Raw genomic sequence first — 21,355 nt, 5'->3', positions numbered from 1 at the left:
GAGGACTGAAAATCCTCGTGTCGGCGGTTCGATTCCGTCCCGAGCCACCATGAACAACCTAATATGCCGTTGTAGCTCAATTGGTAGAGCAACTGACTTGTAATCAGTAGGTTGGGGGTTCAAGTCCTCTCGACGGCACCATTACTTTTTCGGTGATCCCGATTAAGGTTTAGTTTTGCGGAGGCTTAGTGAAGTGGCTAAACACGACAGACTGTAAATCTGTTCTCTTCGAGTTCGGTGGTTCGAATCCATCAGCCTCCATTTTCTTATCTAGGGGCATAGTTTAAAGGTAGAACAAAGGTCTCCAAAACCTTTGGTGTGGGTTCGATTCCTGCTGCCCCTGCCAATTTTAAACTATGGCGGTCGTGGCGAAGGGGTTAACGCACTGGTCTGTGGCTCCAGCATTCGTGGGTTCAAGTCCCATCGATCGCCCCATTTATTTCATCGAACTACATATTGGGGATTAGCCAAGCGGTAAGGCAACGGACTTTGACTCCGTCATGCCTAGGTTCGAATCCTAGATCCCCAGTACGATATGCGGAAGTGGCTCAGGGGTAGAGCATCGCCTTGCCAAGGCGAGGGTCGCGGGTTCGAATCCCGTCTTCCGCTCCATTACACTAAGGCGCCATAGCCAAGTGGTAAGGCAGAGCTCTGCAAAAGCTTTACCCCCAGTTCGAGTCTGGGTGGCGCCTCCACATTCAAGCCGGAGTGGCGGAATCGGCAGACGCACAGGACTTAAAATCCTGCGGTAGGTGACTACCGTACCAGTTCAAGTCTGGTCTTCGGCACCATGATTTACTCGCAACATTTTTATTTGCCGGCGTGGCGGAATGGCAGACGCGCTCGACTCAAAATCGAGTGGGAAACCGTGGAGGTTCGAGTCCTCTCGCCGGTATCGATGTTTACAATGAAATTCCTAATGGAGTGTATCCTTAGGAATTTTTTTGTTTTTATTATCCTTGTTTGCATGCCAAAACAAAAGCTCTCTGGAATGAATTTGCCGCGGCGAGATGCTGGAGAGGAGCTGCATAGAAGACTCATGAAATCTCAGGATTTCAGGGGTCTTCTTTTTGTTGACGCTATAAAGTAATAAAAGTGCTATGTACGTTCGATTCAATGGTAGAGCGCCGTTTCCAATTCCCGTATAATTAGTAGTCGCTTGTAAGTAACCGAGGCTCGTTAAAGGAGAATGCAGCAAGGAACTCGAAAGTGTTAGCAGGAAAACAAGCGAGGCGGGATGCATTTGAAAATAATGAACTCTGTGCGTTTCAAAATTTTTGTCGGCTTCGTGCTTGTGGTGGCGCCGCTGGTTATTTTTCTTATTTTCAACAATGTGTATTCGATGAATGTCGTACGCGATCAAATATCGCAAAATTACGGCAAGCTGTTGGAACAGTATGTGCTTGATACCGACAACACGTTGAAAGAGTTTGACAATTTTTTGCTCCATTTGTATAGCGACCCCGACGTGATCAATATGATCGTATACGATGAGCATGCGGATGAATATGTGCTCGCCAAGCAGAGGCTGTACAATAAATTGACGAAACAAATCGATATTTACAGTTTGATTAATACTTTTTTCGTATATTCCAAATCGACCGGCGATCTGTTAGTCGCAACCCGGGAAAATTCGTACTACTATGACCGGGTTCAAACGGTTAAGCAGTTGTTAGCTGAAAGCGATAACAGCAAGGCGGTCAAGACGAACGTTAACGGCAGCTGGTCAATCCTGTCTTCCGCGGACGGCACCAAGTACTTGGTGAAGAGCAATTCGGAGCTTGGCGCCGGGTTTACGATCGGTATCCTTATTCAAATGAACAGTCTGGTACAGCCGCTGAGCAATTGGGACACGGGGAGCGGTGGCGGTACGATGGCGATTTCGAAAGAGGGAGCGCCGCTTTCCAGCCGTTTTTTTGCGATGGATACGTTCAGTCAAATCCAGGATCAATTACTGCCTGCCAAACCTGATTATCATGTCGTGCGGGATGAGGAAAAGAAAGAGCAGTTTTTGATCGTAAGACAGGCTTCCACGCACGCGGAGTTCGATTACATACTCATCATTGCCGAAAAAAATATGCTCAAAAATTTGCCTTATTTGCAGGTTGTCATTTATTTTTTGCCGTTTGGCGGGGCATTTGTTTTGGCGATTTATTTGCTGTATTTGCAGCGCATTCTGTTTAAGCCGCTGACCCAGTTGATAAGAGGAATGCGGAAAATCGGCCAAGGCGAGCTGAAAGTCCGCTTAAACGAAGGCAATTCGACGGAATTTGCCTTTTTGATCGCAACGTTCAACAACATGGTGGATCAAATCGAGAATTTGAAAATCAGCGTGTACGAGGAAAAAATCAGAGTTCAGCAGGCTGAATTCAAACATTTGCAGGTGCAGATCAATCCCCATTTTTATATGAACAGTTTGAACATTATTTACAATTTGGCGGCGCTCAAGGATACGAAGTCGGTTCAAAAAATGTCGCTGCATCTGGCCGATTATTTCCGCTTTATTATGCGGACCAACCGGACAACGCTCGCTTTGAGGGATGAAATTCAGCATATCCGCAATTATTTGGAAATTCAGGTGATGAGATATCCGGACCATTTGACGTTCGATATTCAGGTGCCGGACAAATATGCGGATACCTGCATTCCGCCGCTCATTGTGCAGCCTTTTGTCGAGAATGCGGTCATCCACGGATTTACTAAAAAATACGGCGGCTTTCATATTACGGTTGCGGCAGCGCCTGATGCGGAAATGCCTGACGACTTTTTTACATTGACGATTATGGATAACGGGGACGGCTTCAGCAGCGAGATGCTGGACAATTTAAATTCGGAGCAGTATTTGGAACAGTCAGGGGACGATCATTTGGGCGTATGGAATGTACGGCATCGGCTGCGGATGAATTTTGGCGATCAGGTGCATGTCCGTTTTCACAATCGGGCCGACCATGGCGCAGTTGTAGCGATCAGGCTCCCGGCCGTTTCCAATATCAAGTGAAGGGACGAAAGCGCGTATGTTTAATTTGCTCGTTGTCGATGACGAAAAAATAGCGGTCAAAGGGATTTCCGTAGGAATCGATTGGTCGGATCTTCCGATCGCCCATGTATACGAAGCGCTCGATGTAAGCGAAGCGACCGGCATTCTGGCTGCGGCCAAAATCGATGTGATGATTTCCGACATTGAAATGCCCGGCGCGACAGGGCTGGATTTGCAAAATTGGGTACGGTCCCATTCCCCGCATACGGAGACGATTTTTTTGACGGGGCATGCCAATTTTGAGTATGCACAGCAGGCTATTCGGTTGGGCAGCTTCGATTATGTGCTGAAGCCTGTCGATCATGACCGGTTGAAGGAAATCGTCAAGCACGCTCTGGAGAAAATCAGAATGGATCAGGAGCAGTCGGAGTTTCATGAAACTTACAAAACGTACTACAGCCATTGGGTGAGTGAACGGCCGGTTCTGGTGGAAAAGTTTTGGCAGGAATTGATCAGCGGCAAAATGCCTCTGAACGAGGACAAGCTGATGCGCAGCTTTCACATGTACGATCTGCCGCTGCAGGCGGACAGCACGGTTCTTCCGATTCTGATCAGCGTTGAGAACTGGAAGGAGGAGCTGAACGCCAGAGACGAGGAAATTATGGAGTACGCCATCCGGAAGGCGGCCGCGGAGCTGATTGTGGAGGATCAGCCGGGCTGCGTCATCCAGGACAACGGCTCGAGTCTGGTTCTGCTCTATCATCCCGATAGCGGCGAGGCCGCCATGAAGAGGGTAAAAGAAAAGTGCGAGGCTTACATTCAGGCGTGCAACCGGTATTTTCAATGCAGCTTGTCCTGTTATTTAGGCGGCACCGGCAAAATTATGGAGTTGACCCGTAAGGTAAACGACTTGTTCAGCTTTGAAAGAAACAACGTGATGAGGAGCAATTGCGTGCTGCTGGCGGCGGATGCCGGCGATTCTCATGCCGGCAGGCAGCAAACGCCGGCATTTACGGACTGGTTCGTGCTTCTGGAAGCAGGTAAAAAGGCGGAGCTGGTGCAGCGAATCCAGGATTCTATCGACCGCTTGCAAGCTGGAGAGGTCGGCTCCGAGTCGGTGGAAGCTTTTTATTACGGCTTTTTGCATCTGATGTACCATGTTCTTCATAAAAAGGGGCTTTCGGTGCACGAAATGATCCCGTCGCAGGAATTGCAGGATTATACCGGCGCCACGAGATCGGTCAATCAGCTCAGAAACTGGGCCGTGCGCATCGCTTCCATCGGCTGCGACTATATGAACAGCCGCCTTAAAGGCGTATCCGCGGTAACCGGCAAGGTCTGTCAGTATATCGACGAGCACTTGCACGAGGAACTGAGCCGGGAGGAAATCGCGGCGTCCGTGTTTTTGAATCCGGCGTATTTGTCCCGGCTGTTCAAGAAGGAGACGGGCTTGTCCATTTCTGAGTATACGCTCAAGATGAGGATGGAGCAGGCTAAAAAGCTGCTGGCCGAATCGAACGACAAAATCAGCTACGTAGCCGAGAAAACCGGCTATTCGCATTTTTCTTTTTTCGCCAAAATGTTCAAGAAATATACCGGCCTGTCTCCGCAGGAATACCGCAAGAGCTTCCACGGGACGAGCGAATAGCGCCCCGCTGCAGCGGCGATGAAGTCACATTAGTGCTCAAAGAGTCACATTACAGATAGATGCCTTTTCCAGAAAATCCTACAATAAGGGTATATAAAGATAAGGAAAGGGGAAACCGGAGCCGTGAGTGAAACAGCCAACATTGCAGCGACACGCAGCGCATCTATGAAAACATCGAGCAAAGTCCAGGCAAAGCCTTCTTTTTTGCGGACGATTCGCAAGTTTTGGATTTTTTATGTAATGATGGCTCCAGCAGCTATTCTGCTGATCATTAACAATTACATCCCGATGTTCGGCGTAGCGATAGCATTCAAGAACATCAACTACACCAAAGGAATTTTGGGAAGCCCCTGGGCAGGCTTTGACAATTTCAAGTATTTGTTTTCCAGCGAAGCCGCCTGGGTCATTACGCGCAACACTATCAGCTATAATGCGGTGTTCATCATCTTGAACCTGGTAGTCGGGGTTGCCTTTGCCATTATGTTCAATGAGATGCGCAACAAATTTTTGTCCAAGTTTCACCAGAGCACGATGTTTTTGCCGTTTTTCTTATCAATGGTGTGCGTGGCCTATCTGGTCTACGCGTTCCTTGGAGCCGAACACGGTTTTGTCAACACGGTGCTTTTCCCGAAGTTCGGCATAGAGCCGATTGATTGGTATACCGCTCCCAAATACTGGACCGTTATTTTGCCGATTGTGAATATGTGGAAAAATATTGGCTACTACACGGTCATTTACATGGCGGCTATACTGGGAATTGACAATGAGTACTATGAGGCCGCTCTCATCGACGGCGCTAACAAATGGAAACAAGTGACCCAGATTACGCTGCCGCTGATTACGCCGGTTATGGTGACGATGACGCTCCTTCAGGTAGGCAGAATTTTTTATGCGGATTTCGGACTTTTCTTTCAGGTTACGAAAAATGCCGGCGCGCTGTTCCCGACAACCCAGGTTATCGATACGTATGTGTATCAGACCTTCCTGACGATGGGCGACATCGGAATGTCCTCGGCGGCCGGGCTGTACCAGTCTGTTGTAGGCTTTGTGCTCGTACTGGCTACGAACCTGTTTGTGAGAAAAGTAAGCAAAGATAACGCACTATTCTAAAAGGAGTGGCTGTCATGAGTCAAGCAACTGTCAAGCTGAGCGGGCGGACGGCCAGAAAGCGCGGCCCCAACGAATTGTCCGACACGGCGAATTTCCTGGTCAACCTGTTTCTATGGATATATACGTTAGCCTGTATACTGCCGCTTGTTCTTGTCATTATCGTATCGTTCTCCGATGAGAAGGAAGTGTTGATCCACGGATACAACTTCATTCCGAAAGCATGGAGCATTGAAGCTTACAAATTCATGTTCAAAGACTGGCATCAAATTTTGCGTTCTTTCGGAATATCGGTCTTTCTTGCTACAGTGGGGACAGGCATAAGCCTCATTATGATGGCTTTGTATGCGTATCCGATATCCAGAAACGATTTTCCGCATAAAAACTTTTTCTCGTTCTTTATGTTCTTCACCATGCTGTTCAATGGCGGACTTGTTCCCTGGTACCTTGTGTACACGCAAATGCTGGATTTGAAAAATACGATCTGGGCGCTTATGCTGCCTCTGCTCGTATCGGCCTTTTTCGTCCTGCTGCTGAGAACGTTTTTCGCCAATTCGATTCCCGTTCCGCTCATAGAAGCGGCGAAAATCGACGGGGCCGGAGAGATTCGCATTTTCAGCCAAATCATCATCCCGCTCTCGCTGCCGGTGCTGGCGTCCGTGGCGCTGTTTCAGGTGCTCAACTACTGGAATGACTGGTTTTTAAGCCTCGTCTTCATATCGGGCAGCAAGAACATTAACCTGCAATTCCTGATGTACAAAACGATGCTGGATATTCAGTTCCTGTCATCCAACGTACAGGCGAGCCAAGGGCTGGCCCAGGCGGGAGGCATGCTCAATCTGCCTACGGAGACAGTGCGCATGGCCATGGCGGTGCTCGGAATCGGCCCGATCGTATTTGCTTATCCGTTCTTCCAGAAATACTTCAAAAAAGGGCTTACCGTAGGCGCGATAAAAGGGTAATTAGCCGCAGGCGAAGAAATAAGGGAGATTCTTGTCTTCATAGATGGAAATATAAGATCGAAATGGAATTTAAAGTTGGCTTAAGCCGGGAATAAACAAACCGGATTAGCATAAATCCAAAGAAGAAAAGGGAGGCTCACATGAATGAAAGCAGCTCGTAAAAGCGCACTAGTTTTGCTCATGATGGTTTTTTCGTTGTCCCTCGTGTTGGCTGGATGTGCCAAGGATCAAGGTTCCTCTGGCAGCAGTTCGCCTGCACCGACTTCCAGCGACAAGCCGGCCGAAACGAAAGCGGCATCAGGTTCCGATCTGAAGCCGTATGAGGTTAAGCTGGTCTATCCGGGAACCGCTCAGCCGGATCAAGCGAAAGTGGAAGCGGCAATGAACAAAATTTTGCAGGAGAAGATCAATGCTACAATTAAACTGATGCCGATCGATTGGGGGCAATGGGATAACAAGGTGAACCTGATGATCGCATCCCACGAGCAGTTCGACATCCTGTTCACCGCTCAATGGAACGGACATGCCGTCAACGTCGGCAAAGGAGCGCTGCTGCCTCTGAACGATTTGATCAACCAATACGGCAAAGGCATTACCGAGACGTTGGATCCGGCCTTCCTAGAAGGGGCCAAAATCGACGGCAAAAACTACGGCGTGCCGACGAACAAAGAGCTGGCAGCATCCGGCGGCGTCGTGTACCGCTCTGACGTAGCCAAAGAGCTTGGCATCGACTTGAGCAAAGTGAAAACGATTCAAGATTTGGAACCGATTTTGAAAACGGTTAAAGAGAAGAAGCCGGAAATGACTCCGCTGTTTTTAAGAGACGGCGACAACCTGAACAGTCACTATTTAGCGCAGTATGATGCCCTTGGCGACAGCACAGTTCCCGGCGTCATCCTGAAAGACGGAGACAGCACGACTATTATCCCAAAATGGGATGAGCCGCGCTACAAGGAAATTATTAAAGTAACCCGTGACTACATGCAAAAAGGGTATATTAACAAAGATGCTGCGACAACGCAATTGTCGGGACAGGATGCTATGAAATCCGGCAACGTATTCATGGTACCTTCATCGTTAAAGCCGGGTAAAGACAGTGAAATGGCAAATGCTACCAATCTAGTAGGCAAGCTGAGCCAAGTTGAGATGACTTCGCGCACCATTACAGATACTATGGGAGCGATGCTGGGTATTTCCGTAACGTCCAAAGACCCTGCTCGCGCTATGATGATCATTAACATGCTGCATACGGACAAACAAATCAACAACCTGCTCAACTTCGGTATCGAAGGCGTTCATTACACGAAAGTTTCCGACAACATCATCAAAGCGACGGATGCCGCCAAAAACTACGCGCCGGGCGTTGCTTGGGAGTTCGGCAACCAATTCCTGAACTACTTGTTCGATAATGAAGATCCGCAAAAGTGGGAAAAATTCAAAGAGTTTAACAAAAGCGGCAAAAAATCTCCCGGATTCGGCTTTACGTTCAACTCCGAGCCTGTGAAAACGCAAATTGCCGCCGCCGTAAACGTGCAAAAAGAATTCGATGCAGCACTCGATACGGGCTCCATTGATCTGGATGCAACGCTTCCTAAATATCAGGAAAAAATGAAAGCGGCGGGCATCGACAAAATTATCGCCGAAAAACAAAAGCAATTCGACGCTTTCAGAAGCGGCAAAAAATAAGACACGCAAAAAGTTGTGCCGAACGGTTGGGCTGTACCCTGACCGAGCGCAGGGGCAGCCGCCCGCCCGGATGAACAAGTCCGGGTTGGGCGGCTGCCCTTTTTTAGCGAATCGGCGGGAACACCCGAACATGAGGCAGCGGCCCTCCATATGGTAAAAATGAGGTCAAAACGCCATGTGGAGGTGCAGGGACTATTAATTACCTGGATATGCTGACAAAACTGGGGATTGGCAATGCGCATCCCGGAGGATTTGGAGAAACGATCGAGCAGATTCGCAACTATCCGATCGGGCAGGGGCAGAAAGTGCTGGAAGTCGGCTGCGGTACGGGCCGGACAGCGTGTTTGCTGGCCGAGCAGGACTGCGAGGTAACGGCTGTGGACATTCGCCCGGAAATGATTGCGAAGGCCAAAATCAGAGCGGAGAAACAGGGCGTGCAGGTGCGGTTTCTGGAAGGCGACGCTTGCCGGCTTCCATTCGATGACAACAGCTTCGATGTCGTCATGGTCGAATCGGTGACGAACTTTGCCGGCGCGGATGCGTCGATTCCGGAATATCGCAGAGTGCTTGTTCCGGGAGGAACTTTGTACGATCGGGAAGTAATTCGCACTAAGAATATGAAACCGGAAATCGAGCAAGCTATTTGCGAATTCTATGGCGTGAAGGCTTTGCACAATGCCGATGAATGGGGGCGGCTGCTGGAAGCGGGCGGCTTCGGGCAAGTGAGGAACTCGGGCATTCAGCCGTTCCCGCTGACGATGTGGGAGGATACGGTGCAGCACCCGGACCCGGTTCATTTGTCGGATCAGCAATCTTTATTCGATCCGCAAATATGGAAGCTTACCGCCAAGTACGATGAGCTTATGAGTTTGTATCACCGTTATTTGGGATATACGCTTTTGATCGGAGTCAAGTGAAATAAGCAGGCGCGGAGGAAGGAATTTGCCCGGGTTGTGGCGAAATATTGAGAAATATTATCACTTGGAGGCTGCTTGCATTGGATCTGCCATTCATTACAGAACGAATTCCGAACCGCAAAGGAAAAGAAATATATGAGTTGATCCGCCGTCAAGGGACCGTATCCAAAACGGACTTATTGGAGGCAAGCGGCATGACCGTGAGCACATTGACGCGGCTGTTGGAGGAATTGACGAGCCAGGGCCTCATTCTCGAATCCGGCTTCGGCATCTCGACCGGCGGCCGCAGGCCGATTTTATATGAAATGAATCCGGCCTATGCTTACGTCTTCGGCTTGGAAATTTCAAGGACGCTTTCCAAGCTCGTGCTCGTCGATCTCGCTATGAACAAGCTGGATTCGTGCAGTTGGGCGATGTCGGCGGAGATGACTCCCGATGTGTTGACCGGCTTCATTGCGGACGAGGCGGACCGGATGCTGGCTCAGCATCGAATCGCCAAATCCGCCGTGCTGGGGGTGGGCATCGGGGCGGTTGGCCCGCTGGACCGGATCGCGGGCGTCATTCTTGAGCCCTCGTACTTCCCGGCTCCCGGCTGGAAGAACGTAGCCATATGCCGTATGCTCGGATCGCGGCTGAGTTTGCCCGTCTTGCTTGACAACGGCGCGAATACGGCGCTTTTGGCCGAATCGTGGGTGAACCGCTCGCAGAGCTTCAAGCATCTGCTTTATGTCCACGCCGGAATCGGCCTCCGTTCCTCCATGGTCTCGGAAGGGAAGATCATCTACGGCGCCGTGGATATGGAAGGATCAGTCGGCCAGATGATCATTCAGACCGACGGCATATCGCACCGCGATGCCGGAGGCAACTACGGCGCGCTTGAATCGTACGCTTCGCTGTATGCCGTTGAAAAAGCGGCCCGTTCCGCGCTGAAGCAGGGGAGGGCAACGCTCCTCTCGCAGCTGGTCGGCGATCCGGAGCAGCTGCAATACCGGCATGTGCTCGAAGCGCTCAAAAAAAATGATCCCCTGGTCGTGGAGATCATGACGGAAGCTGCGACCTATTTTGGGATCGGGCTTGCCAACCTGCTCAACATTTTGCATCCCGAAAAGGTGATCCTCGGGGGGCCTCTTCTGGCAGAAGGCGAGCTGTTTTTCCAAATCGCCACACAGGTCGCGATCCGTAAAGCTTACTATTATCCGGCTTATCAAGTCGTCTTCAGCAAAGGCAATCTCGGCGAAGAAGCTTTGGCTATCGGTGCCGCCGTTATGGTGATGAACCAGTTGATCAAGCTTTAACCGACTTCAGGAAATCGAGCAGCAGCGAGTTGAAAGCTTCCGGGCTTTCCATAGGCGTCAGATGGGCCGCTCCCGGAACAATATGAAAGCTTGCGCCGCGAATACGTTCAGCCATCGATTTCATCACTTCCGGCGTCGTAATCGCATCGTGCTCGCCTGCGATGACAAGGGCCGGCACATCGATCGCTGCGAGCAGATCCACGGAATCCTCGCGGAAAGCCATAGCCAGGCTGGCGTGGACGAGCCCTTCCGGCTGCATCTCGTCCATCACGGCGCTCAGTTCCCGGACGAGTTCAGGCTGCGTTTGCCGGCTTTCCTCGGAAAGCAGCTTGGGCAGCATAGCGTCCCTGGCAGCGGCGGCGCCTTTTTCGTAGAGGGAGGCCGCCATGTTCATCCGGTTTTTGCGGCCCTCCTGAGGGTCGGCTTCCGGACGGGTGTTGGCCAGCACAACCGCCGCAAATCGCTCCGGCGCCTTGCGCAGCAGCGAGAACACTACATAGCCGCCCATGGAGAAACCGCCAAGGACGGCTTTTTGTATGCCCAGCTTGTCCATCAGAGCGAGGACATCGTCGGCATACCGGCTTAGCGCGATGTTGGATGCCGGGACAGCGGACTGCCCCATGCCGGCGAGGTCCGGGATGATGGCCCTATAACCTGCGGCGGCAAGCGCATCCGCTTGACGGCTCCACATCCGGTGGTCCAGCGGAAACCCGTGCAGCAGGATGACCGGGAGCCCTTCTCCCTGGCTTTGGCCCAGATCTTGAACAAACAATTGAGATTCATGAATCGTCATTTTCACGGATACCCTCTCCTCCGGTTATGTCTTGAAGTTGTTTCCTTTTCATCGTACACGAATTGATCCCGGTTTTCCATCTCCGCCCTGCCGAAGCCGCTTTTTGAGCGCTCGCCAAGGGCTTTTTTCATATTCGCGGGCGTAGAACGGCATTCTGATCGGCAATAACACGCAGCGCGGTAGAAAACCTCATAGTCGAATAAGACTAGTATGGGGCTTCAAGGGCCGTAATATGCCCGAGTTGCTGGAAATTACTTCTATATAACGTGTCCGAATCAGGACGATTTTAGTTCCAGGGAAGTAGAAAAATAGCGAACGATATCGAAAAAGTTATGTAATATACCAAAATATTATGGTTAACTCATACTTCCCTAACAATTGCTTGATATCCTCAAATCATCGCGAATCCATTAACCATTTTAAGGCAACGAAGGATACAGTATGAAGAATTGGAGTTGAATCGAATGACAAAAAAACCGTGGTCTACGCAAGAATTGGACAAACTTATTCGACTTTCCAGCGAGTGTCCCCCCGTTGTTATTGCCAAAGAACTATCCCGCCCCGTGACATCAGTCCGTAAAAAAATGAGGGAAATCGGGATTAGTTATGTAACCGGAGAACAATGGAAAAAACGACAAATTCAGTACCTTATCTCCGACGAAGGCAGCTTGTACAAAAATCAGGTAAGCCCGTCGCCGCAAAGCTCCGATCTGGAGTCCCCAGTGCTTGACGAGTTCTGGAAAACGCTAGTAACGATGGCGAGATTGGCAAAAAAGAGAGGGAAGCGGGTCGACGTGCTCTCTTTTATCGATACATACCGAAAAATACGGACAGGCGGTTAAAGTTTAAGCCTGCTGTCCTGGATAGGCGGACTACAGCCGCCCGCCCTACTTAAACTGCAAAAGCACATACAGCCTCCGGACGGGGCCGCTCAAGACGAGACGGTTCCGGCGGAGGCTTTTCTCATTTTTTTGTTGCAAGATGGTCTGGAACGATGTCGAAAAAACGAAAAAAACGCTGTCGATTCATGTATTGGAAGCGGTTACTTGTAATTTATATGAACCGGCGCGGATAAAGCCGGGCCTTTCGTGTTAGGGGCGTCCTAAAAAAATAAGGTAAATTTTACTAGTAACCTCCAATAAAATTATTTATTAAAATACCGTAACTAGTATATCTTTCCTAGTGTTTTATTATATGTAAAGTAAATATATCTATATAAATACAAATTCTACAAATATTCGACAAAGGCAAACCTATGGAAACGTAGGGACGCAAAGCCATGGCCTAAGGCATCGCATTACTTTTTCACAAGAGATGAGATGCTATGGTCGACAGGTTGCCGGGTAACAGGGGCTCCCCTTTTATTCGGGGTGGGCCTTTTTCGCTTTGGGGTGTTAAAATTTATCAAAGTTTCCAAGACCAAGAGATTATTTCGCATGATGGGGGGAGTAATTATGCAAAAGCACTTTTTACCATTAACGCATGCTCAAAAACGGATTTGGTATACCGAGCAGTTTTATCCCGAAACCAGCGTTTCAAATTTGAGCGGTATCGTTAAATTAAAATCCGCAGCGGGGATCGACGACCGGATGTTGAACCGGGCCATTCGTCATGTGGTCCACAGCAATGAAGCGCTGCGCTTTAAGCTTGCGCTTGATGAGGCGGGCGAACCGCGGCAGTACGTTGCCGATTGCGAGGATTTTGATATCGAGTGGGTGGAAGTTCGTCAAACGGGAGATATCGATGCCGTGACGGAACGGGCGCAAACGGAGGCCTGCCGGCCGATGGCGCTCTACGATAGCGAGTTATTCCGGTTTATCGTCTTCAAGATCGGCCCTGCGGAGATCTGGCTTTTCGCGGCAGTGCATCATATCGTTTCCGACGGGATTTCCATGGTGCTGCTGGGGAATCAGCTCATCGATCGCTATTTGGAGCTGGTCAAAGGAACCGACGCCCTGCAAACGAGCCAGCCCTCTTATGTGGAATATATTTTGAGCGAAGCGGAATATGAGAAGTCCGAACGGTTTCAAAAGGACCATAAATTTTGGAATGCCCAGTTCGATTCCATTCCGGAGACCGTGTCTCTCAAACGAGGGGATTCCTATTTGGTCGAGACGGATGCGATTCGATTGACGGAAGAAGTGCCCGCTTTTTTACATGAAAAAATCGGAATGTTTTGCCAGGAGCATGGGATCAGCGTTCTCTCGCTGTTTTTAAGCACTCTCCATATTTATATGTCGAGAGCGACGGGGCAAACCGAGACGATTCTGGGAACGTTTATGGGCAACCGTACGAACGCAAAGGAAAAACAGATGTTCGGGATGTTCGTTTCCACCATTCCGGTAAGAGCTCACGTTGATGAGAACGCGGATTTCCTCAGCTTTGCCAAACGGATCATGAAGGATCAATTGGCGGTCATCCGGCATCAGAAATATCCTTATAACCAGTTGATCAGTGATTTGCGCGTCAAGCATGGACAATTGAACCGGCTGTTCGGGATATCGCTCGAATATCAGGTCATGTTATGGACGGAAAAGGAAGGTCTCTCTTACATGATCGAGCCCCTGTTCAGCGGGCATGAAGTGAACGATATTTCGATCCATGTCAAGGACCGGCCGGATACGGGCATGCTCATGATCGATATGGATTATCGTTCGGAAATATTCGAACCGGAAGAAATAGAAGCTTTGTACCGCCGGCTATTGACATTGCTGGACCATGCGCTGACCTTTCCCGAGAAGGCGATCCGGGAGCTGGCATGGCTGCCGCAGGCCGAGCAGGAATGGCTGCTGCAGCAGGGAAGGAGCCCGCGTCTGGGATATGACCGGGAAATGACGCTGCATGGCTGGTTTGAGCGGCAAGCCGCACGGAATCCCGAGCAGACTGCCGTATTCTTTGAAGGCGAACAAATGTCCTACCGGGAATTAAACGAACGTGCTAATCGCCTGGGTCGTCTTTTGCGTGAAAAAGGAGTTGTGCCGGACGCGCCGGTCGCGATTTTGCTGAACCGGTCCGAACGGGCGATCATCGCTATGCTCGGCATCCTGAAAGCCGGCGGAGCTTATGTGCCGATCGACCCCGGATTTCCGGAGGAAAGAATCCGGTTCATGATCGCGGATTCGGGCGCGAACATCGCCGTGACGGAAGCGGAGCTGGCCGGCCGATACGATTTGCCGGTATCGGAACAAATCGTCTTTGAAGACGTGGAGACGTCCGGGATGAACAGCGGCGGGAATTTGCCGCCGAGTGCCGGCTCCGGAAATTTGGCGTATATCATGTATACCTCGGGGACGACCGGCAAGCCGAAAGGCGTCATGATCGAGCATCGGCAAGTCTGCCATTTGATCGAGGGATTGCAAAGACAAGTATATGAGGCGTATGAGCCAGGCCTCCATGTGGCGCTGCTCGCTCCTTTTCATTTCGACGCATCGGTTCAGCAAATTTATGCTGCGCTGCTGCTGGGACATACGCTGTATATTGTTCCCCGAGCAAAGGTGACGGAGGGGCGGACTTTAGCCGGGTATTATCGCGACCACGCGATCGAAGTGACCGACGGTACGCCGGCTCATTTGAAAATGTTGGCTGCGGCAGCGGATGAGTCCCGCGGATTAAGTCTGCGCCATATACTGATCGGAGGAGAGGCGCTGCCTCGCGAAACTGTCGGCAACATATTTGATTTGTTTGCCTCAGAGGACCTGTCCCCTGCAATCACTAACGTGTATGGGCCGACAGAATGCTGTGTCGATGCTTCCGCCTATGACATTACGCAAGCTGCCTTCCATTTGACTCAAGGGAGCGTTTATCTGCCAATCGGCAAACCGCTTGGCAACAACCGCTTTTACATCCTGGATGCCTATGGGCGGCTGCAACCGCCGGGGGTGGAGGGCGAATTGTACATTGCCGGAGACGGAACAGGCCGGGGGTATTTGAATTTGCCGGAACTTTCGTCCGCCAAATTCGCTCCCGATCCGTTTGTCCCGGGTGAAATGATGTACCGTACGGGGGATATCGCCAAGTGGCTGCCGGACGGGAACGCAGCATATGCCGGTCGGATCGACGATCAGGTCAAAATCCGCGGGTACCGGATCGAGCTTGGCGAAATCGAAGCCGTGCTCCACAAGCATCCGGAAGTCGGCAAAGCGGTGGTGCTGGCTCGTCCGGAAGCGCAGGGCGGAGCGGAGCTTTGCGCCTATCTGGTCTGGAAAAACCGGGAGCGGCCGGCCGCTTTCTCCGAACTGCGCAAACATCTGGCGGTCGAACTGCCGGATTATATGCTTCCGGCTTATTATGTAGAGCTGGACGAAATTCCGCTCGCCTCAAGCGGCAAGATCGACCGGAGAGCCCTGCTGCAGCATGAGGCGGCAGCAGCCGGCGGCGCGGAATATGTCGCTCCGGGAACCGGCCGGGAGCAGCAGCTGGCCGATCTTTGGCAGGAGGTTCTCGGCATCGCCCGCGTCGGGATTTACGACAATTTCTTCGAGCTTGGCGGGCACTCGCTGAAAGCGATGACGCTATTGTCCCGCATACATAAGCAATTGGGCGTGGAGCTGCCGCTGCAGGTATTGTTTGAGACGCCGACCGTACACGCCGTTGCGCGGTATGTTTCCGAGGCGGGCCGCAAGGGATACCGGGGGATTGAACCGGCTGCGCCAAGGGAGATGTATCCTTTGTCCTTTGCCCAGCAGCGCGTATTTATCGTTAGCCGGCTGGAGGGAGCGGGGATCGGCTACAATATGCCGGCAACCGCGACGATCGAAGGTTCGCTGGACGTCCTGCGGCTCGAGCAGGCCTTCCGCGAGCTGATCGGGCGGCATGAGGCGCTGCGCACCTCTTTCCATACCGTCGACGGCATTCCGCTGCAAAAGGTGCATGACGACGCGCCTTTTGAAATTACGCTAGCCGAAGCTTCCGAACCATCGGTCGATGCCTTGATGGCCGCATTTGTCCGCCCGTTCGATCTCGGACAAGCGCCGCTCCTGCGGATCGGGCTTGTCCGGGTTAACGAGAGCAAGCATATGCTGCTGTTTGATATGCACCATTTGATTTCCGACGGCGTTTCCATCGGACTGATTTTGCATGAGCTGGCCGGGTTGTATGGCGGGGACGACCTGCCTGAGCTGCGGCTGCAGTACAAGGATTACGCGGTGTGGCAGAACGAGCGGTTTGCCCAAAGCGCCCCGGAAGGGGAGAAATACTGGCTGCAGACGCTGAGCGGAGAGCTGCCGGTCCTGCAGCTGTTGACCGACCGTCCGCGCCCTGCGGTGCAAAGCTTTGAAGGCGACCGGGTGTCGTTCATCGTGAACAACGATGTAAAGGACAAGCTGAACCGGCTGGCCGAAAAGAGCGGAGCCACGCTGTACATGGTGCTGCTTGCGGCCTATTGCGCGCTGCTGTCCAGATATACGGGGCAGGAGGATATGATCGTCGGCACGCCAACCGCCGGCCGGAACCATGCCGATACGGAAGGTATCGTCGGCATGTTCGTCAATACGCTGGCGATCCGGGTTAAACCGGAGCGGAGCCATACCTTTGCCGATCTGCTGCAGCATGTGCGCCTTTCGGTGCTTAACGCTTTTGAGCATCAGAGCTATCCGTTTGAACGGCTGGTGGAAAAGCTGAATCTGCCACGGGATTTAAGCCGGAATCCGCTGTTTGACACGATGTTTATTTTGCAAAATGCTTTTGCGGAAATTCCGGAAATCGGCGGCATGAAGCTGTCGGTCCGGGAAACGAATTTCCGGGTGGCCAAATTTGATCTGACGCTGCAGGTCAAGGAAGAACAGGACGGCCTTGTGCTCGACATGGACTACAGCACCCGGCTGTTTCGGGAAGAGACGATCCGGCGTATGCTCGGCCATTACATAAACCTCCTTGAGGGCATCGCCGCCGATCCGGGACTGGAGTACGGACGGTACGAATGGCTTGCCGACGAGGAAAAACAGCGGATCTTGACCGGCTTCAATCCGGGAGTGACGGAATATCCGCGCGAGAAGACGATCGTGCAGGTGTTTGAAGAGCAGGCGGCGTTGACGCCGGACCGTCCGGCGCTCGCTTTTGAAGGGATGCTGCTTACTTACGCCGGGCTGAACGAGCGGGTGAATCAGTTGGCCGGGGCTTTGCGCGCCCAAGGGGTTGTTCGCGGGGCGGTCGTTGCCGTGCTCGTGGACCGGTCGGTGGAAATGATCGCGGGGATATTGGCGATTGTGAAGGCCGGAGCAGCCTACGTGCCGATCGACCCGGAGCATCCCGCGCAGCGGATCGGGCACTTTTTGGCGGACAGCGGCGCCTCCTTGCTGCTCACGCAGCGGCCGCTGGCGCATCTGGCCGAGCAGGCCGGATATGAGGGCGCGTATCTGTTTGCCGATGACGAATCGCTTTATCAGGGGGATGCTTCCAATCCGGAGCCGGAGTTCGCGATAGAGCCGGGGGATCTGGCGAACCTTACCTACACGTCAGGCACGACGGGGAACCCAAAAGGCAACATGGTCACGCACGCCAACATTTTGCGCACGGTAAAAAACGCCAACTACATGCAGGTCACCGGCGAGGACGTTGTGCTGGCCCTTTCCAATTATGTGTTTGACGCCTTTATGTTTGACGTATTCGGGGCGCTGCTGAACGGAGCCAAGCTGGTAGTTATCCCCAAGAACATCGTCATGGATATATCCAGGCTGCCGCAGGTCATTGAGCAAGAACGCGTTTCCGTGCTGATGATCACGACGGCGCTGTTCAATCTGCTCGTCGATTTCCGCCCGGACTCCCTCAGCGGCATCCGCAAGGTGCTGTTCGGCGGGGAGCGCGCTTCGGTGGATCATGTGCGGAGAGCCTTGCTTGCCGCCGGCCGGGACAAGCTCCTGCATATGTACGGTCCGTCGGAAAGCACGGTGTTCGCCACTTATTATCCGGTGGATGAAGTGGCTGAGGATGCCGCGGCGATTCCGATCGGCAGACCGGTCAGCAACACTTCGGTTTATATTTTGGACGCGAATCTGCAGCCGCAGCCGGTCGGTGCGGCCGGGGAGCTGTGTATAGGCGGAGAAGGGCTGGTTCGCGGTTATTTGAACCGTCCCGAGCTGACTGCGGAGAAATTTATCGCTCACCCGCTGGCTGGGGGAGGAAAAATTTACCGGACAGGGGACCTGGCCCGCTGGCTGCCGGACGGCAGCATCGAATTTATCGGCCGGATCGACCACCAGGTTAAAATCCGCGGCCAGCGGATCGAGCTCGGGGAAATCGAGCATCGGTTGGTCGCTCACGAGGCGGTCCGGGAAGCCGTGGTGCTCGCTTTGGAAACCGCCGCGGGCGAAAAGACGCTATGCGCCTATTTCGTCGCCGATCGGCCGCTTTCGGACGGCGAGCTGCGCGAGCATGCCGCAGGGGAACTGCCGGCTTACATGGTGCCGGCCGCATTCGTGCAGATGCCCGCGCTGCCGCTGACCGGCAACGGGAAGGTGGACCGCAGGGTACTGCCGCTGCCGGATCTCCAAGCGGCCTCCCGCTGCGCGGAGTATGCGGCGCCGGGCAATGAAACGGAAGCCAAGCTGGCGGAGATTTGGCAGGAAACGCTGGACGTTCGGCAGGTTGGGGTGAACGATAACTTCTTTGAGCGCGGCGGCCATTCACTGAAAGCGATGGCGCTGCTTGCCCGGATTCACCGCGAATTGCAGGTGGAGCTGGCGCTTAAAGAGTTGTTCCAATTCCCGACGATCGCGGCGCTGGCCCAGGTGATTGCCCGGGCCGAGCAGCGGGAATACGAGGTCATTCCCGCGGTGGAGAAACAGGCGGCTTACCCGGTATCTTCGGCGCAAAAACGGCTGTATGTATTGCAGCAGCTGGAGGGTGCGAAGAAAAGCTACAACATGCCTTCCGTTTTACGGCTCAAGGGCAAGCTGCGGCTCGATCGGTTCGAGGCCGCGCTCCGTGAGCTGGTGAACCGGCATGAAGCGCTGCGCACGTCTTTTGCCATGGAGGACGGAGAACTGCTGCAGCGGATTAGCGGCGATGCTCAAATTACGCTGGAGCACATCGAGGCGGAGGAGCAGGAAGCAGCGCGGATCGTCGAGCGGTTTATAGCTCCGTTTGATCTGGAGCAAGCGCCGCTGTTCCGCACCGCGTTGATCAAGCTCGCTGACGACGAGCACCTATGGCTGGCCGATATGCATCATATTATCTCCGACGGAGCATCGGTCAGCGTGCTGATCGAGGAAATAACCTCGCTATACGCGGGGAAAGCGCTTGCCCCGCTGCGGATTCAATATAAGGATTATGCCATATGGCAGCAGTCGTTCCGGATGACGGAGCCGTACCGCAGGCAGGAGGCTTATTGGCTGGAGCAGTTCGCCGGAGAGGTTCCGGTGCTGGAGCTTCCCGTGGATTATCCGCGTCCGGCGGTGCAAAGCTTTGCGGGCGACCGCCTGAGCTTTACCGCGGATGCCGCGCTGACCGGGGCGCTGCGCAAGCTGGCGCAGGATACGGGAACTACGCTCTACATGGTGCTGCTGGCGTCGTTCGGCAGTTGGCTGGCCAAGCTGAGCGGCCAGGACGACATCGTGGTGGGCTCGCCGATTGCCGGCAGGCCGCATGCCGATTTGGCGCGGATCATGGGGATGTTCGTCAATACGCTGGCGGTACGTTCCTTCCCACAGGGGAATAAGACGTTTACAGCCTACTTGGACGAAGTGAAGCAAACGCTGCTTGGCGCCTATGAAAGCCAGGATTATCCGTTTGAAGAACTGGCCGCAAAGGTGCAAAAAGAGCGGGACCTGAGCCGCAATCCGCTGTTTGACGCCGTGTTCGCCATGCAAAACGCCGACTTGCGGCAGTTGGAGATGGAAGGCGTGCAGTTGGCGGCCTATCCGTTCGAGCATAAGACCGCGAAGTTTGATCTATCGCTGACCGCCGCTGAGGATGAGGATACGGTCCGCTTCGAAATGGAATACAACACTTCTTTGTTTAAACCGGAAACGATCCGGCGCTGGAGCGGTCTGTTCCACACGCTGCTGCGCCAAATTGCCGATCGGCCGGATTCGCGGCTCTCCGAATTCCGTCTGCTGACGGAAGCGGAGGTTCGGCGGATTTTGGACGAGTATAACGACAGCCCGTTGGACGTGCCGGAGGACGCGACGATCCATCGGCTGTTCGAGGAACAGGCGCTGCGGACGCCGGACCGTCCGGCGGTAACTTATCGCGGGCGGTCGTGGACGTACCGGGAGCTGAATGCGCGGGCGAACCGGCTGGCCCGCCTGCTGATCGCCAAAGGCATCGGCGCGGAAAGCAGGGTCGGCATCATGGTCAAGCCGTCGCTGGAGATGGCCGCGGGCGTGCTCGGCATCCTCAAAGCCGGAGCGGCGTACGTGCCGATCGATCCGGATTATCCCGAGCAGCGCATCGCTTATGTGCTCGCCGATAGCGGCGCGCCGGTGCTGCTGACGCAAAGCGGCTTGCCCGTGCCGGCGGAATACGGCGGCGAGGTGCTGCGGCTGGACGGCGAGGGAGCAGCGTCCATGCTGGCCGGAGAAGTCGGTCTGTCCGACGAACTCAATCCGCTCACGGCGGCAGGAGCGCATCATCTGGCCTACATGATTTATACGTCGGGCACGACCGGCCAGCCGAAAGGCGTTATGGTCGAGCATGATTCTTTGGTCAACCTGTGCTGCTGGCACAACAGGGCTTTCGAAGTTACTGCCGAGGACCGCAGCGCCAAATACGCCGGGTTCGGGTTTGACGCTTCCGTGTGGGAGCTGTTCCCGTACTGGATAGCCGGGGCGAACATCCATGTGATCGACGAAGCGATCCGGCTGGACATCGTGCGGCTGAACGAGTACTTCGAGCAGCACGGGATCACGATCGCGTTCCTGCCGACGCAGCTGTGCGAGCAGTACATGGAGCTCGACAACCGCTCGCTGCGCGTGCTGCTGACCGGAGGAGACAAGCTGAAGCGGACGGTGGAGCGCCGCTACAAGCTGGTCAA

The 21,355-nt window shown here is 53.3% G+C and carries 10 protein-coding genes, 9 tRNA genes and 1 riboswitch; of the genes, 18 read left to right on the top strand and 1 reads right to left on the bottom strand.

Annotated elements, in window-relative coordinates; all coding sequences use genetic code 11:
- Window positions 1–65 precede the first annotated feature (65 nt).
- The 16 genes from AC6RNO_RS35505 to AC6RNO_RS35430 all read left to right on the top strand — a co-directional run bounded on the left by AC6RNO_RS35505 (window position 66) and on the right by AC6RNO_RS35430 (window position 10,592).
- A tRNA-Thr gene (locus AC6RNO_RS35505) sits at window positions 66–141 on the top strand.
- Between the two features lie 38 nt (window positions 142–179).
- Window positions 180–261, top strand: a tRNA-Tyr gene (locus tag AC6RNO_RS35500).
- An 11-nt stretch (window positions 262–272) separates the two neighbouring features.
- Window positions 273–346: transfer RNA gene (locus tag AC6RNO_RS35495), tRNA-Trp, on the top strand.
- A gap of 13 nt (window positions 347–359) precedes the next feature.
- Window positions 360–435 (top strand) — tRNA-His (locus AC6RNO_RS35490).
- Between the two features lie 22 nt (window positions 436–457).
- A tRNA-Gln gene (locus tag AC6RNO_RS35485) sits at window positions 458–529 on the top strand.
- An 8-nt stretch (window positions 530–537) separates the two neighbouring features.
- A tRNA-Gly gene (locus AC6RNO_RS35480) sits at window positions 538–612 on the top strand.
- A 9-nt stretch (window positions 613–621) separates the two neighbouring features.
- Window positions 622–695, top strand: a tRNA-Cys gene (locus AC6RNO_RS35475).
- Between the two features lie 7 nt (window positions 696–702).
- A tRNA-Leu gene (locus tag AC6RNO_RS35470) sits at window positions 703–791 on the top strand.
- A gap of 25 nt (window positions 792–816) precedes the next feature.
- Window positions 817–895, top strand: a tRNA-Leu gene (locus AC6RNO_RS35465).
- A gap of 357 nt (window positions 896–1,252) precedes the next feature.
- On the top strand, window positions 1,253–2,998 hold the full coding sequence (locus AC6RNO_RS35460) for a histidine kinase (protein ID WP_497108308.1): 1,746 nt from the start codon (window positions 1,253–1,255) through the stop codon (window positions 2,996–2,998).
- 16 nt (window positions 2,999–3,014) lie between these two features.
- Complete coding sequence (locus AC6RNO_RS35455) at window positions 3,015–4,625, top strand: response regulator (RefSeq protein ID WP_497108306.1); 1,611 nt, start codon at window positions 3,015–3,017, stop codon at window positions 4,623–4,625.
- Window positions 4,626–4,790: 165 nt separating this feature from the next.
- The gene (locus AC6RNO_RS35450; protein ID WP_474680242.1) at window positions 4,791–5,735 is read left to right on the top strand and encodes an ABC transporter permease; all 945 of its coding nucleotides are present in this window, start codon (window positions 4,791–4,793) and stop codon (window positions 5,733–5,735) included.
- Window positions 5,736–5,749: 14 nt separating this feature from the next.
- Window positions 5,750–6,694 (top strand): carbohydrate ABC transporter permease, encoded by a 945-nt coding sequence (locus AC6RNO_RS35445; RefSeq protein WP_488438673.1) that lies wholly within the window; start codon window positions 5,750–5,752, stop codon window positions 6,692–6,694.
- 144 nt (window positions 6,695–6,838) lie between these two features.
- Complete coding sequence (locus AC6RNO_RS35440) at window positions 6,839–8,380, top strand: ABC transporter substrate-binding protein (RefSeq protein ID WP_474679866.1); 1,542 nt, start codon at window positions 6,839–6,841, stop codon at window positions 8,378–8,380.
- Between the two features lie 209 nt (window positions 8,381–8,589).
- Window positions 8,590–9,297, top strand: coding sequence for a methyltransferase domain-containing protein (locus AC6RNO_RS35435; RefSeq protein WP_497108305.1), 708 nt, complete (start codon window positions 8,590–8,592; stop codon window positions 9,295–9,297).
- Window positions 9,298–9,377: 80 nt separating this feature from the next.
- On the top strand, window positions 9,378–10,592 hold the full coding sequence (locus AC6RNO_RS35430; protein WP_497108304.1) for an ROK family protein: 1,215 nt from the start codon (window positions 9,378–9,380) through the stop codon (window positions 10,590–10,592).
- Here the strand turns inward: AC6RNO_RS35430 and AC6RNO_RS35425 are convergent.
- Window positions 10,582–11,385 (bottom strand): alpha/beta fold hydrolase, encoded by an 804-nt coding sequence (locus AC6RNO_RS35425; protein ID WP_497108307.1) that lies wholly within the window; start codon window positions 11,383–11,385, stop codon window positions 10,582–10,584. The genes AC6RNO_RS35430 and AC6RNO_RS35425 overlap by 11 nt on opposite strands.
- 464 nt (window positions 11,386–11,849) lie before the next feature.
- Here AC6RNO_RS35425 and AC6RNO_RS35420 point away from each other — a divergent pair, with 464 nt between their 5' ends.
- Both AC6RNO_RS35420 and AC6RNO_RS35415 read left to right on the top strand, forming a co-directional pair.
- The gene (locus AC6RNO_RS35420) at window positions 11,850–12,227 is read left to right on the top strand and encodes a hypothetical protein (protein WP_474679869.1); all 378 of its coding nucleotides are present in this window, start codon (window positions 11,850–11,852) and stop codon (window positions 12,225–12,227) included.
- A gap of 394 nt (window positions 12,228–12,621) precedes the next feature.
- Window positions 12,622–12,729, top strand: a riboswitch (cyclic di-GMP riboswitch).
- A gap of 110 nt (window positions 12,730–12,839) precedes the next feature.
- Window positions 12,840–21,355, top strand: an 8,516-nt coding sequence (locus tag AC6RNO_RS35415; RefSeq protein ID WP_497108303.1) for an amino acid adenylation domain-containing protein, incomplete at its 3' end; no start/stop codon positions are given.

The sequence above is a fragment of the Paenibacillus sp. sgz302190 genome, from assembly GCF_059820445.1.
The sequence above is the reverse complement of the archived record's forward strand: the minus strand, read 5'-3'. Positions and strand labels throughout refer to the sequence as shown.